Raw genomic sequence first — 14,743 nt, 5'->3', positions numbered from 1 at the left:
CCTCGGCTACGGTGAGGCCCATGACCTTCGCCGCGCCCCGCGCCCCGTCAACGAGCGCAGAGCGCACCGGCGCGGCGACGCACGAGGCCCTCGAGGCCGTCCGCCGCGCCCCCTCGATCCTCGACGGCATCCGCCGCGCCGACGACCTGCTGCAGGCGGCCCGGGAGGATCCAGCCGGGGCGCTGCCCGTGCTCGCGGAGGAGATCCGCCGCCGCGACGACCACGTCGCGGCGATCGCCGCCGTCCATGCCCTCGCTGCCGTGCCCGGGTCCCGGGCGGACACGCTCCTCACCGCGCTCCTGGACGACGAGCAGTGGCTGCGGGAGCACACCGCATGGGTGCTCGCCGACCGCGCGCCCCTCCCCCGCGCCGCAGCGCACCTCGCCGACCTCGTGGCCGGCGGCGGCTTCCCCGGCATGCTGGCCCAGCGCACCCTGCAGGCCTGGGCCCCGGCGGCACCGGAGGCGGTCGGGACCGCCCTCGAGCACGCCCTGGCGGGAGCCGTCGCCGCAGGACCCCGCGCACGGCTCGCCGAGACCCTGGGGCTCGTCCCCGGGGCCGGGCCCGCCGCACGGCTCCGCGCCCTGGCCGGCAGTTCCGGCGAGGACCAGGACGTCCGCGGGGCCGCCCTCGAGGCCCTGGTGGACCGCCGGCAGACCGGCGCCGAGTCCGTGGCCGACCTGGCGGACGTGGCCGGGGCGTGCGCCCACGCTGACGGTCCGCTCGCCGCCGTGGCCCGGCTCGCCCTCGCCGACCTCCACGCCGCCGTGGAGCCCGACCCGGCGACCGGCTGGGACGGGCTCACGGTCCTGCAGCCGTTCCTGCACGCGGAGATCGACCGGGACCTCACCTTCTCCGGGCGGGGGGACAACGGCGGGATCGCCACGCTGCTCGCCCAGCTGGGCGACGCCCTCAGCGCCCCGGACGGCCCCGGCGGCGTCGCCCAGGTGCTCACGGTGTCCCGCGGCACCCACGACGAGGCGCGGGCGGCGACGGCCCGTCCGGCGGGGGCGGGGCACGTCTTCGGCGTCGTCCCCTTCGCCGGACCCCCGGTGCACATGGCGGACGCCTGGCCGCGGCGGGTGGCCGCGGAACGGGGGCTGCGGCGCGTGCTGCGCCGGGCCGGCCCCGTGGACGTGCTGCACCTGCGCATGGCCGACGTCGGCTCGATGGCGGCCGCGGCGGTGGCCGCGGAGCTCGGCATCCCGTGGGTGCTCACGATGGCCCCCGATCCGCACGCGCTCGTCGCCGCCCGCGAGCGCGCCGGCACCCTGACCCGGGCCGGCTTCGGCGCGGCCGACCGCGTGGAGCACCTGTGGTTCCGCGTGCGCCTGCTCGCCGACCTCGCGGCGCGGGCGGAGCACCTGGTGCTCTTCCCCCGCCCGGACCTGGCCCGGGACGCCCGCGAGCTGCTCGACGTGGACCTGGACAAGCCCGGGCGGTGCACGGTGGTCCCGGAGGGCATCGACCTGGGTGCCGTGGACCGTGCCGCCCAGCAGGTGCGCACCGGTGCCGGAGCGCACCTCGCGGAGCTCGACACCGTGCTCGCGGCCCTGCCCGCCGCCCGGCGCGGACTGCCGCTCGTGGTCACGGTGGGCCGCCTGCACCGGGTGAAGGGCACGGCCACTCTCGTCGAGGCCTGGGCCCGGGACGCCGGGCTGCGGGACCGCTGCAATCTCCTCGTCGTGGGCGGGGACCTCGTCTCCCCCTCCGCCGACGAGCGGGAGCAGCTCACCCGGATCGACGCCGCCCTCCCCCGGGCCGAGGCCGCTACCGCCGGCCTGCTTCTGGCCGGCCACCGTCCCCACGCCACCGTGGCCGCCTGGCTCGCCGCGGTGCGCCGGGGCCGGCCAGGCCTGTCCTCCCCCGCCGGCGTCTACGTCTGCGCGAGCCTCAAGGAGGAGTTCGGCGTGGCGCTGGTCGAGGCCCTCGCCACCGGGCTGCCGGTTGTGGCGCCCGACGCCGGCGGGCCAGCCACCTTCGTGGCCGACGGCGTCACCGGCGTCCTCGTCGACACCGGCGACCCCGCCGCGCTGGCCCGGGCCGTGGCCCGGGCCCTCGACCTGGCGGCGCGCCCCGACGCGGAGCGCACCGCCGACGCGGCCCGCGCCATGGTCCGCGACCGCTTCAGCATCGAGGGGATGGCGACCGCCCTCACCTCCGTCTACGACGACGCCGTGGCGCACACGGCCGACAGGAGCCCCACCCCGTGACCCTGCTCGTGATCAGCCCGGACTACGCCTCCCACCTGTTCCCCCTCGCGACCCTGGCCACCGCGTGGCGGGACGCCGGGGAGCGGGTGGTCGTGGCCACCGGTCCCGCGACCGCCGCCATCGCCCGGGGCTTCGGCTTCGAGGTCGAGATCCTCCCGCTGGGCCGCGGCTCCAACCCCGGGGTCATCCGGGCCGAGGAGCAGCCGCCCGGGGAGGACGACGCCCTGCGCGGGTTCTTCGCCGCCACCCGCCGCGGCCCCGCGGAGACCCTGGCCTTCCAGGCCCGGGCACGGCGCGACGACCTGCTCTGGGACCCGCTGGGCACCGCCCGGCGGGTGCAGGACGTGGTGGACCGCGTCCGGCCGGACCAGGTGGTCGTGGACCACCTGGCCTTCGCGGCGCGCCTGGCCCTGACCGGCTCCGGGATCCGGCACGCCGACGTGGTCCTGGGCCACCCCTCGGCCCTGACGGTGGCCGACGAGGTCTACGGGCACCCGCCCGCCTGGCCCGGCCGGCTGCGCCCGTCCCCGGCCGAGCTGGAGGCGCTGCACCGGCTGTGCTCCTCCGTGCGGGACGAGTTCACGGAGCAGTGGAACGAGGCCCTGCAGCAGATCGCCCCCGGGACCCCGGCGAGCGCCGACGCCTTCGCGGAGACCGGCGACGACCTCCTGCTCAACTACCCGGGCGAGCTCCACGACGAGCACCGGACCCGGGCGCTGCCCGAGCACACGTTCCTGGGCTCGGCCGTCCGGGAGGAGGCCGAGGACCCGGAGGTGGCCGCGTGGCTGGCCGGCTCGGACCGCCCGATCGTCTACATCAGCCTCGGCAGCTTCCTGTCCGTGCGCGGGGACGTGCTCGCCCGGGTCGCGGAGGCCCTCCGCGGCCTGGACGTGCGGGTCGCCCTCGCGGCCGGGGCGACCCGGCCCGCCGAGCTGGGCCCGGTCCCGGAGTCCTGGCTCGTGCGCGGCACCCTGCCGCAGGTCACCCTGCTGCGCCGCGCGAGCGTCGCGGTCTCCCACGGCGGGAACAACAGCGTGACCGAGGCGCTCACCGCCGGGGTGCCGCTGCTGCTGCTGCCGATGTCCACGGACCAGTTCGCCGGGGCGGCGGCCCTCGAGGCGGCGGGGCTCGGGACGGTGCTCGACCCCAACGCCCTGTCGACCGCCGAGGTGCGGGACGCCGTGGCCGGGCTGCTCGACGACGGCCACGAGCGGCGGGGGGCGCTCGAGGACCTCCGGCACGACCTGACCCGCCGGCCCGGGCCGGGGCGGGCGTTCGCGGCCCTTGTCGAGTGAGCCCTCGGGCCTGCCGCTGATCGTCCTGCCGCCGTCCCGGGGGCTGGCCGGGGCGACGGCCGGGCAGGCGCCGGCGTTCGGCCGCACCCTCCGCCTCGCCCTCGCCATGCGCGGCGGCGTGAGCCTCGCCGTGTGGATCGGCGGCGCGGTGGCCGAGCTGGACCTGCTGCGCCGGATCCGGATCCACCGGGACCGCCGCGGGGCGCTGCACGCCTACCTCCTGCACCCCGCCGAGACCCCGGACCCGGTGCTCGAGGAGCGGGCGGCGGTGTACGCGCGGCTGCTCGCGGACGCCGGCTACGACAGGGTGGACATCGACCTCCTCGCCGGGGCCAGCGCCGGCGGGCTCAACGGCGTGGTGCACGCCGTGGCCCAGCGCGCGGGCTCCGACCTGGACGCCCTCGGCCGGATCTGGGCGGAGCACGGCGCCCTCGGCCGGCTGCTGCGCCCGCTCGGACGGCACCCCGTGGACTCCCTGCTGCGCGGCGACGACTACCTGTGGCCACGGCTGCTGGAGGCGCTCCTGGCGCTCCGGGGCAGCCCGGAGCACCACCCGGACCTGGTGGCCGAGCACGTCACGGTCGAGCTCTCCGCGACGGTCCTGGACAGCGACCCCTCGCCCTACAGCGCGTCGGCGGAGGGGCGCAGCGACTTCCACTTCTCCTCCCCGGAGCCGGGCTCCCCCGGTCCGTCCCTGGACAACGACATCCCGGGGCGGGACACGGCCCCCGCGCAGGCCGCGGCCGCGCTGTCCCGGCTGGCCTACGCCGCCCGGGCGACGTCCTCCTTCCCCGGCGCCTTCGAGCCGGCCTCGGTGTGGTCCGCCCCGACCCCGGGCCCGCGGGGCGCCCCGGGCCCGGCGGCCGGGCGCCCGGATCTGAGCCACGCGTTCGGCGCCCACCGCGACCCCGCGGAACTGCCCTACCACGTGGTCGACGGCGGGGTGTTCGACAACATCCCCATCGACCGGGCCCTCGAGGCCGCGCGCACCAGGACGTCCCTGCGGCACGCCGACCGGGCCCTGCTGTACCTCGACCCGGACCCGCCCCACCGCGAGCGTGCCGTGCCCTTCGTGCGCGACCTGCCGCGGCTCGTGGGCACGCTCGCCGCCACGGTCTCCCGGCTGCCGCGGCGGGAGTCGGACGACGACGAGGTCCTGGCCCTGTCCGACTACCTGGACGCCCAGCTCGTGGCCGGCGGCCGCCTGCACCCGCTCGCGGCGCTGATCGGGGGCTGGGACGAGGCCTCCCTCGAGGAGCGGCGCCGGGCCTACCTGCGCTACCGGGCCCGGACCGACGCCGACCTGCTGTCCCGCCTCCTGACCCGACCGGCGCAGTGGCAGCTCACCTCGACCCTGGCCCGGCGCGACGCCCTGCGGGCCCGGCCGCCCCGTGCGCTCGACCCGCTGCGGGCGGAGCTGCTCCGGCGCTACGACGCCCTCTCCCGGGGCCCGCTGGAGGACCCCGCCGCCGCCGCGGTGCTGCGCGGGGCACAGGCCCTGTTCGACGCCGCGTCCTGCGTGCTGTCCTGGGTGCGCGTGCTGGAGGAGCTGGGCCTCGACGGGCCGGCCGGACCGGCCGGGCAGTTCGACCGGTCCCTCGCCCGCGAGCGCGCCTACCGGGTGCTGGCGCGCGCCCGCCACGAGCGCGACCGGCGCTTCCACGCCGTGCTGGCCGCCCTCGCGGACCCGGCGGCCGATCTCACCGGGGCCGTCGACCCCTGGCTCGGCGCGGCCGGCACGGGGCACCGGCCGGCGGACGCCTCCTGGGCCGAGCTCGACGCGGTCGTGGACGGGCTCCGGGGCCTGCGCGCCGCGGTGGACGAGCACCTCGACGCCGACGTCCCCGGCCGGGCGGCCCGCCGCGCGGTCTGGGAGGCGTCACCGTGGTCGAGGATCCCCGCCGGGGAGAGGGCGCCGGCCGCGGCCGATCTGCCCCCGCTCCTGGCCGCCGCCGGGATCCCCGCCGCGGTGTCCCCCGTCGCCTACGGGGAGATCCGCGGCGACCAGGCCCCCGCGGCGCCGGACGCGTTCCCCGCGCTCCGGGCGGCGCTGGTCCGTGACCGCCTCCAGCAGGCCCTCGACACGCCGGGGGCCGATCGTCGGGAGCTCGCCCGCCTGCTCACGGACGCCGAGGAGCGGATGCCGGCGGGCGCCAAGCTGGCCGGTGCGGGACTGCTGAACTTCCGGGGGTTCCTGGCCGCGGACTGGCGGGCCCACGACTGGTGGTGGGGACGCCTCGACGCGGCGGCCGGGGTCGCCGGATTCCTGCGCGGGCTGCCGGCGGCCGCTCCGGCGTCTCCCCCGACACCCTCGACGCCCCCGATGACCCCGATGACCCCAACGGCCCCGCCCGGCGCGCCGAGCGGTTCCCCGGCCGGGGACAGCCCGACGGCCGACCCCGTCGTCGCCGGCCTGCAGGACGCCCTGCTGCGCGACGCCGGGCACGGCTGCCCCGCCCGCGGCCGGGCGGTGGTCGGCGCGAGCGCCGACGGGCTGGACCGGCTGGCCCCGGGGCACCGCCTCTCGCTGGCCTCGCGCGGGGTGCGCGTGCTGGGGCGGGCCCTGGCGGGCACCCCGGACCTGCCCCGCCCCGTCTGGGAGGTCGTGCTGCTGGTGCTCCAGCCCCTGCTCGTGCTCGTGCCCGCGGTGGTGACCCCGGTGCGCGCCGCCCTGGCCGCCGTGGCGCTGACGGCCGGGCTGTGGCCGGCCGCGGGCCCGGTCGCCGCGGAGGCACGGGCGTGGTCCTGGCCCGGTGCCGCCCTGCTCGCGGCGGTCGCCGCGGCGCTCGTGCTGTCCCTCCTGCGGACGGGGCGGCGCGCGCTGCGACGGTGGTCGGCCGTCCGGGACGCCGCCGGGGAGCGGCCGCCTCCTCGCACCGGGGCCGCCTCCGGGGAGCCTGCGGGATCGGCCGTCCCGGCGGTCACTGCCGCGGAGGTCGGCGCCGCCCGCGGCGGCGCGCTGCGGCGGTCCGCCCTCGCGGGTGCGGCCGCCCTGTCCCTGCTGCTCCCGCTCGGGGCGGCCGTGCCGTCCGGGCGCGCGGCCGCGGTCCTGCTGCTGGTGCTCGGCGTGCTCGCACTGGAGCGCCTGAGCGCGGTGCTCGCGCTGCGCGTGCCGAGCCGCGAGGGCCTGGACGAGATGGGGCGGGCGGTCCTCGTGGTGCCGGCCGCGGTGGCGGTCTGGGCCGTGGCGGCCCTGACCGGGCTCCCGGGGCTCGTGCCGGACGGCGCCGGAGCGCGGGCCGCCGTGCTGGCCGTGGCGCTGCTGGCGGTCGGTGCCCTGCTCCTGGCGGGGTGGGTGCAGCCCGCCTGGGCCCTCGCCGTCGTCCCGGCCGCGGCGGCCGTCGGCGGCGCCGCGTCCTGGGTGCTGTGGTCCTGGGCCGGCGGCCCCGGGTCGCTGTGGACCGACCTGGCGGCCGTGGCCGGGGCCGCCTACGCCTGGGCGGCCGTCCTGTGGTGGGCGCCCGCCGAGGGCATGCTGCGGCGGCACGGCCCCGGTGAGGAGCTGCTGCCCCGCCGGTGAGCCGTCCACTCCGGGTCGGGAACGGGGCGGGTCCCGGACCGGGCAGGTCCGCGACGAGGCCGGTCCCGGACGAGGCCGGTCCCGGAGGGGCAGGCCTCAGAAGAGACCGGTGACGCGCCCGTCGTCGTCGATCCCGATCCGCTCGGCCGCCGGGGAGGTGCCCAGTCCCGGCATGGTGCGCATCGTCCCGCAGATCGCGTAGAGGTACCCGGCGCCCACGGCGGCGCGCAGCTCCCGGACGGGCAGGGACCACCCGGTGGGCGCTCCCTTGCGGGCCGGGTCCGCCGTGGTGGACAGGTGGGTCTTGGCGATGACGACCGGCAGCCCCCCGTAGCCGAGCTCCTCGTAGCGGGCCAGCTGGTGCTCCGCGGCCGGGGTGATCTCGAGGCCGTCCGCGCCGTAGACCCGGGTGGCGACCGCGGTGAGCTTGTCCTCGAGGGACTCGGTGAGCCCGTAGGTCGGGGTGTACCCGGCCGGGTGCTCGCACGCCGCGGCCACGGCGTCGGCGAGCTCGGCCGCCCCGGCGCCGCCCTCGGACACCGCCGTGCACACGGCCACCTCCGCCCCGGTCGCCCGGGCGATCCGGCGGATCGCCTCGTGCTCCGAGGGGTGGTCCCCGGGGAACGCGTTGATCGCCACGACCGGGGAGATCCCGAAGGACCGGGCGATCGCCAGGTGGTGGAGCAGGTTCGCCGCCCCCGCCTCCACGTCCCCGGGGTTCTCCTGGAGCATCTCCGCCGGCAGCGCCCTGCCCGGGCGCACGCTGTAGCGGCCGGAGTGGGTCTTCAGCGCCCGCACCGTGGTCACGAGCACCGCCGCGTCCGGGGTCAGGCCGGAGGCCCTGGCCTTGACGTTGACCAGGCGCTCGAGGCCCATGTCCGCGCCGAACCCGGCCTCGGTGATGACGTAGTCGGCGTAGGCCATGGCCACGTAGTCGGCGACCACGGAGGAGTTGCCGGTCGCGATGTTGCCGAACGGCCCGGCGTGGACCAGCGCCGGGGTCGCCTCGAGGGTCTGCAGCAGGTTCGGCTGGAAGGCGTCCTGCAGCAGCACCGCCATGGACCCGGCGGCCTTGAGGTCCTCGGCGGAGACCGGCTCGCCGTCGTACGTGGCGCCCACCACGATCCGGCCCAGGCGCCGGCGCAGGTCGGCGAAGGACGTGGCGAGCGAGAGGATCACCATCACCTCGGACGCGGCCGTGATGTCGAAGCCCGTCTGGCGGGGCACACCGTCCTGGTGGTCGCCGAGGCCCACCACCACGGTGCGCAGCGCCCGGTCGTTGACGTCGAGGACCCGCCGCCACGTGATCGAGCGGGCGTCCAGGCCCAGGGCGTTGCCGTGGTGCAGGTGGTTGTCGATCATCGCCGCCAGCAGGTTGTGGGCGGCCGTCACGGCGTGGAAGTCCCCGGTCAGGTGCAGGTTCAGCTTGTCCATCGGCAGCAGCTGGGCGTACCCCGCCCCCGCCGCCCCGCCCTTGATCCCGAACGTCGGCCCCATGGACGGCTGGCGCAGGGTCAGGGCGGCGGAGCGGCCGGTGGCAGCCATGCCCTGGGCCAGGCCCACCGCCGTGGCCGTCTTCCCCTCGCCGAGCGGCGTGGGGGTCAGCGACGTGACCACCACGTACCGCACGCCGCGGGCGTGCTTGCGCGCGGCGGCCTCCTCGGGGGTGGACACCTCGTCCGGGCGCGGGTCGACCTTCGCCACGAAGCGCCCGTAGGGCTCCAGGCGGTCGGCGGCGATCCCGGCGGCCGCCGCGATCTCGCTCACGGGGCGGGGCCGGGCGGCCTGGGCGATCTCCAGGTCCGAGGGCATCGGGTCGGTGACGTGCGTCATGGGGCCAGTCTGCTGGACCCGGGGCGTCCCGGCCAGTGCCCCGCCGTCCTCGCGCGGGCCCCGGCGGCGCGGAACCGGCACGGGCCGGGGCGCGCCGTCCCGATACAGTGGAGGACGATGAAACTCCTCGAAGCCCTCTCCCCCGAGCTCGGCACCCCGGGCCACCCGTACTACCGCGGCGACTTCGCCACCAACGCCCTGTCCGGGGACGAGGTCTACGAGGGGTTCCTCGGCTGGATCGCCTCCCGGGACATGGAGCTCTACCCCGCCCAGGACGAGGCCGTGCTCGAGTTCGCGAGCGGGTCCAACGTGATCCTCGCGACCCCGACCGGGTCCGGGAAGTCCACGGTGGCCGTCGCGGCGCACTACGCGGGTCTCGCCGCCGGGCAGCGCTCGTACTACACCGCCCCCATCAAGGCGCTCGTGTCCGAGAAGTTCTTCTCGCTCGTGGAGATCTTCGGCGCGGAGAACGTCGGCATGGTCACCGGGGACTCCGCGGTCAACGCCGCGGCCCCCATCATCTGCTGCACCGCGGAGATCCTCGCCAACGTCGCCCTGCGCGAGGGCCGGGACGCGGACGTGGGGCCCGTGGTGATGGACGAGTTCCACTTCTACTCCGACCCGCAGCGCGGCTGGGCGTGGCAGGTGCCGCTGCTGGAGCTGCCCCAGGCGCAGTTCCTGGTCATGAGCGCCACGCTCGGAGACGTCTCCCGCTTCGAGGAGGGGATCACGGAGCTCACGGGCCGCCCGACCACGACGGTGTCCTCCGCGGAGCGGCCCATCCCGCTGCACCACTACTGGTCCGAGGATCCCATCCACGAGGCCCTCGAGGAGCTGCTGAGCACCAACCAGGCCCCGGTCTACGTGGTGCACTTCTCCCAGCTGCAGGCCATGGACCAGGCCCAGAACCTGATGTCCGTCAACGTGCTGACCAAGGAGGAGAAGGAGCGCATCGGCGAGCTCATCGCCGGGTTCCGCTTCTCGGCCGGCTTCGGCAAGACCCTCAACCGGCTGGTCCGCCACGGCATCGGGGTCCACCACGCCGGGATGCTGCCCAAGTACCGCCGCCTCGTGGAGCAGCTCGCCCAGACGGGGCTGCTCAAGGTCATCTGCGGCACCGACACCCTGGGGGTGGGCATCAACGTGCCCATCCGCACCGTGGTCATCACGGCGCTGTCCAAGTTCGACGGCGAGCGCACCCGCCGGCTCAACGCCCGCGAGTTCCACCAGATCGCCGGCCGGGCCGGGCGCGCCGGCTACGACACGGCGGGCACCGTGGTGGTCCAGGCGCCCGAGCACGTCATCGAGAACAACAAGGCCATGAAGAAGGCCCACGCCAAGTTCGGCGACGACCAGAAGAAGCTGCGGCAGGTGGTGCGGAAGAAGCCGCCGCAGGGCTTCGTGTCCTGGGGGAAGCCGACGTTCGAGACCCTGGTCGCCTCCGATCCGGAACCGCTGACCTCGTCCTTCACGGTGACCCACTCGATGCTGCTCAACCTCCTGCAGCGCCCCGGGGACCCGGTGCTCGCGGCGTGGCACCTGCTGACCCACAACCACGAGACGCGGCCGCGGCAGCGCGCCCTGCTGAAGCAGGCCATCGGCATCCTCAAGGAGCTGCGCGCCGCCGGCGTCGTCGAGAAGCTCCCGGAGCCCGACGAGGAGGGCCGCACCTGGCGGCTGACCGTGGAGCTGCAGGAGAACTTCGCCCTCAACCAGCCGCTGTCCCCCTTCGCCCTCGCCGCCCTCACCCTGCTGGACCGGGAGGACCCGGGCTACGCCCTGGACGTCGTCTCCGTGATCGAGGCGACCCTGGAGAAGCCCCGCCAGGTCCTGAACATGCAGGAGAAGAAGGCCCGCGGGGAGGCCGTGGCGTCGATGAAGGCCGAGGGCCTCGACTACGACGAGCGGATGAAGGAGCTCGAGGACGTCAGCTACGCCAAGCCGCTCGAGGAGCTGCTGACCCAGGCGTTCGAGACGTACCGCACCGGCGCCCCGTGGGTGGCGCAGTTCGAGCTGACGCCCAAGTCCGTGGTGCGGGACATGTACGAGCGCGCCATGACGTTCGGCGACTACGTGCAGTTCTACGGCCTGGCCCGCTCCGAGGGCATCCTGCTGCGCTACCTCTCCGACGCCTACAAGGCGCTGCGCCAGACCGTGCCCCTGGACCTGCTCCGGGAGGACCTCGAGGACCTCGTGGAGTGGCTGGGCGAGCTCATCCGGCAGACCGACAACTCGCTGCTCGACGAGTGGGAGAAGCTGGCCGCCGGGGAGGAGTCCCCCATGGGCACCTCCGCGGACTCCCTCGAGGAGCTCATCGACGAGCAGCCCCCCTTGATCACGTCCAACCCGCGGGCGTTCCGGGTCATGGTGCGCAACGCCCTGTTCCAGCGCGTCGAGCTGTTCGCGGACGAGAAGGACAAGGTCCTGGGCGCCCTCGACGGCGAGCACGGCTGGGACCGGGACCGGTGGGCGGACGCCATGGACGCGTACTTCGGCGAGCACGAGGACATCTACACGGACCCCCAGTCGAGGGGGCCGGGGCTGATCCGGATCGACGAGCAGCCCGAGGGCCTGCCGGGGTTCTGGACCGTGGTGCAGGTCTTCGACGACCCGGACGGCCACCACGACTGGGGCATCAACGCCCGCATCGACCTGCGGGCCTCGGACGAGGACGGCTTCCCCGCGGTGGTCGTGGACAACGTCGGGCCCATCACCGAGACGGGCCGCTGAGCCGGGGCCGCCCGGCGGTCCCTCCCACGACGACGGAGCCCCCGGTGCGCACCTGCTCGGTGCGCGCCGGGGGCTCCTGCTCCCGGTGCGCGGGGCACCGGGAGGGGGTGGCTCAGACGGCGGAGCTGCCGCCGCCGCGGGGGGCGTCCGGGGTCGTGGTGCCGGCCGACTCCTGGGTCTCGGCCCGGGCGCCCGAGAGGGCCTCGGCCTCCGGGGCCGGCACGGCGTCCGGCTCCGGGCCCACCCCGGTGCGCTCGAACTCGCGGTGCTTGCCGCGGGCGCGGTCCAGGAGCTCGTGGAACTGCTTCTCGGACTCGAGCAGCTCCTGGCGGTGCTTGTCGGAGATCTTCGGCATCTGCCGCTGGTACTTCGCGGCCTTCTCCGCCAGCTTCTGGCGCTCCCCGGCGGGGGCGTCCTGCGGCAGGGTCACGTACTTCTCGGCGACGGTCTGCAGGCCGTTGAGCACGCGCAGGGCCCGGCCCTTGGGGCTGTAGAGGGAGGCCAGGACGGTGATGATCAGCACCCCCACGATGACGGTCAGCGAGAGGCTGATGCCGACCTCGACGACCTCCACGTGCTCACCGTTGTTGATGAAGCCCAGGTTGTTCTCGTGCAGGGCGTGCAGGATGAGCTTGACGCCGATGAAGCCGAGGATGATCGCCAGGCCCCAGGAGAGGTAGATGAGGCGGTCCAGGAGACCGTCGATGAGGAAGTAGAGCTGGCGCAGGCCCATGAGGGAGAACGCCACGGCGGTGAACACCAGGTAGGTCTGCTGGGTCAGGCCGAAGATCGCGGGGATGGAGTCCAGCGCGAAGAGCACGTCGGTGCCGCCGATGGCCACCATCACGAGCAGCATCGGCGTCATGACCTTCTTGCCGTTCTCCATGGTGAACAGCTTGTCGCCGTCGTACTCGTCGGAGGTGTGCATGAAGCGCTTGGCGGTGCGGATGATGAAGTTGTCCGCCTCGTCGTGGGCGGACTCGGACAGCTCGCCCTTGATCAGGGAGCCGGCCGTCAGCAGCAGGATGAGGCCGAACAGGTAGAAGATCCAGGCGAACTGGTTGATGAGCCCGGCGCCCACGAAGATCAGGGCGGTGCGGGCGATCAGGGCGAACGTGATGCCGAAGAGCAGGACCTTCTGCTGGTCCTCGCGCGGGACCTTGAAGGAGGCGATGATGATGAGGAAGACGAAGAGGTTGTCGACCGACAGCGCCTTCTCGGTGATGTACCCGGCGTAGTACTCGCCGGCGTACCGCCCGCCCCACTCGACGAGGACGAACAGGCCGAAGAGGAGGGCGATGCCCACGTAGATCGCGGACCAGATCGCGGCTTCCTTGAGCTGCGGTTCGTGGGCCTTGCGCACGTGGAACACGTAGTCGAAGAGCAGCAGGCCGACGATGGCCGCGATGGTGACGATCCAGACGGTGAGTGAGACTTCCATGGTTCTGCTTTCGGGGTCGAGAACGGGACAGCCGTAAGTCTCTCCGCCGCTCCCGCGGGACCGTTCCGGTCCGGTGCTGGGCTCGACCGCTGCGTCCGGCCGGGTTGTGGCACCCGACGTGCTGACGTCCACAGCGCTGAGGGATACTCCCCTAGGCTCGGCCCAGTCTATACGGACGGCCCGGCCGGCACGGGCAGGGGCCCGGTCCGCCGTGCGGCGGACCGGGCCCCTGGTCTCGCGGGCCGTCGACGACGGCCCCGGGCGCTCAGCCCGCGGGGGTGCTCAGTGCCGGGCCTCCCGGTGCTCCGCGTGCTCCGGGGGCCTGCTCTCGGCGCGGTGCTCCTCCGCGGTCTTGCCCGTGCGCTCGTGGAGGTCGGGCAGCTCCACGGCGGAGCGCTCCGCGGCGCCGCGGGCCGCACGGTGCTTCTGCACGAGCTCGGCCTGCACGATGCGGATCTCCCGGGTGGGGGTGCCCTCCGGGATGCCCCGGTAGACCTCGATGGCCCGGTGCAGCTCGGCGACGGCGTGGGCGGACCGGCCCTTCGGGCTGACCATCGACGCGACCGTGGCGACCACGATGATGGCCACGATCACGCCCAGGGACACGAAGGTGGGGATCTCGGGGGCCCATCCGATGTGCTCGCCGCCGTTGACGAAGGGCACTTCGTTCTCGTGCATGGCGTGCAGGATGAGCTTGACGCCGATGAACGCCAGGATCAGCGACAGTCCGTGCTTGAGGTAGATGAGCCGCTCCATGAGCCCGCCGAGCAGGAAGTAGAGCTGGCGCAGGCCCATGAGGGCGAAGATGTTGGCCGTGAAGACGATGAACGGGCTCTGGGTCAGTCCGAAGATCGCCGGGATGGAGTCGAAGGCGAACATCAGGTCGGTCACGCCGATGGTCACGAAGACGACGAGCATCGGGGTGAAGAGCTTCTTGCCGTCCACGGTGGTGCGCAGCCTGTTGCCGTCGTACTGGTCCGTCATGGGGACCACGGTGCGCAGCCTGCGGATGAGGCCGTTCTCCTCCGACTCGTCCTCGCCGTCGTCCTTGGCCTGGTGGTACGCCGTCCAGAGCAGGAAGACGCCGAAGAGGTAGAAGACCCAGGAGAAGTTCGCGATGATCGTGGCGCCCAGCAGGATGAAGATCCCGCGCAGGACCAGCGCGATGATGATGCCCACCATCAGCACCTCCTGCTGGTACTTCCGCGGCACCGCGAAGCGGGTCATGATCACGATGAACACGAACAGGTTGTCGATGCTGAGGCTGTACTCCGTGATCCAGCCCGCCACGAACTGGGTGCCCTGCTCGGCGCCCGCGAAGACGAACATCAGGGCGCCGAAGACGAGGGCGAGGGCCACGTAGACGCCCACCCAGATGCCGGCCTCCTTCATGGAGGGCTCGTGGGGGCGCTTGGCGACCATGATCAGGTCGAAGAGAAGGATGCAGCCGAGAACGACGAAGGAGCCGATCTCGAACCACGCGGGTAGCTGTGTGTGCACGCGAGTTCTTTCGCTTGGAGATGGGTGAGCCCGCCGGCCGGCGTCGTCCGGGGAACGGGGCGGACCGGGGCGTCACGATGAGCCGCAAGTCTCTCCACCGCGCGGCGGCCCCGTAGGCCCGGGTGCCGGGGCGCGGTCGCTGCGACCGGCCCGGCTCCGTTGCCCGGCGTGCTGACGACCGCAGCGCTGAGGGATACTCCCCTACGCGGAG

At 74.9% G+C, this 14,743-nt stretch carries 6 protein-coding genes and 1 pseudogene; 4 read left to right on the top strand and 3 right to left on the bottom strand.

The window, feature by feature from the left end:
- Positions 1-20: 20 nt before the first annotated feature.
- From RF640_RS12410 to RF640_RS12400, 3 genes are read left to right on the top strand one after another with little or no spacing between them, the layout of a single operon-like run.
- Positions 21-2,213 (top strand): glycosyltransferase, encoded by a 2,193-nt coding sequence (locus RF640_RS12410; protein ID WP_109222853.1) that lies wholly within the window; start codon positions 21-23, stop codon positions 2,211-2,213.
- Positions 2,210-3,508: a glycosyltransferase gene (locus tag RF640_RS12405; protein ID WP_109222852.1), complete on the top strand. Its 1,299-nt coding sequence runs from the start codon at positions 2,210-2,212 to the stop codon at positions 3,506-3,508. Before RF640_RS12410 ends, RF640_RS12405 begins: the two co-directional genes overlap by 4 nt.
- On the top strand, positions 3,498-7,028 hold the full coding sequence (locus tag RF640_RS12400; RefSeq protein ID WP_109222851.1) for a DUF3376 domain-containing protein: 3,531 nt from the start codon (positions 3,498-3,500) through the stop codon (positions 7,026-7,028). Before RF640_RS12405 ends, RF640_RS12400 begins: the two co-directional genes overlap by 11 nt.
- A 96-nt stretch (positions 7,029-7,124) precedes the next feature.
- Here RF640_RS12400 and RF640_RS12395 read toward each other — a convergent pair whose 3' ends face one another.
- Complete coding sequence (locus RF640_RS12395; protein WP_109222850.1) at positions 7,125-8,861, bottom strand: formate--tetrahydrofolate ligase; 1,737 nt, start codon at positions 8,859-8,861, stop codon at positions 7,125-7,127.
- A 117-nt stretch (positions 8,862-8,978) separates the two neighbouring features.
- Between RF640_RS12395 and RF640_RS12390 the strand changes: the two genes are divergently transcribed.
- Positions 8,979-11,591, top strand: a complete 2,613-nt coding sequence (locus RF640_RS12390) for an RNA helicase (protein WP_109222849.1) — start codon at positions 8,979-8,981, stop codon at positions 11,589-11,591.
- 112 nt (positions 11,592-11,703) lie between these two features.
- Here RF640_RS12390 and RF640_RS12385 read toward each other — a convergent pair whose 3' ends face one another.
- Together RF640_RS12385 and RF640_RS12380 are read right to left on the bottom strand one after the other, a co-directional pair.
- Positions 11,704-13,032: a TerC family protein gene (locus RF640_RS12385; RefSeq protein ID WP_035923982.1), complete on the bottom strand. Its 1,329-nt coding sequence runs from the start codon at positions 13,030-13,032 to the stop codon at positions 11,704-11,706.
- Positions 13,033-13,572: 540 nt separating this feature from the next.
- Positions 13,573-14,532 (bottom strand): annotated as a pseudogene (locus RF640_RS12380) (TerC family protein); the annotation flags it as partial.
- Positions 14,533-14,743: the final 211 nt, after the last annotated feature.

The sequence above is a fragment of the Kocuria sp. CPCC 205231 genome (genome assembly GCF_040980965.1).
Taxonomy (GTDB): Bacteria; Actinomycetota; Actinomycetes; order Actinomycetales; family Micrococcaceae; genus Kocuria; species Kocuria rosea.
Note: the sequence above shows the minus strand (reverse complement) of the source record. Positions and strands in the feature narration are given on the sequence as shown.

What these genes read in the sequence shown, in the direction of transcription:
- RF640_RS12410 (WP_109222853.1), top strand. Translation starts at nt 21, where the DNA reads ATGACCTTCGCCGCGCCCCGCGCCCCGTCAACGAGCGCAGAGCGCACC.
- RF640_RS12395 (WP_109222850.1), bottom strand. Translation starts at nt 8,861, where the DNA reads ATGACGCACGTCACCGACCCGATGCCCTCGGACCTGGAGATCGCCCAG.
- RF640_RS12390 (WP_109222849.1), top strand. Translation starts at nt 8,979, where the DNA reads ATGAAACTCCTCGAAGCCCTCTCCCCCGAGCTCGGCACCCCGGGCCAC.
- RF640_RS12385 (WP_035923982.1), bottom strand. Translation starts at nt 13,032, where the DNA reads ATGGAAGTCTCACTCACCGTCTGGATCGTCACCATCGCGGCCATCGTC.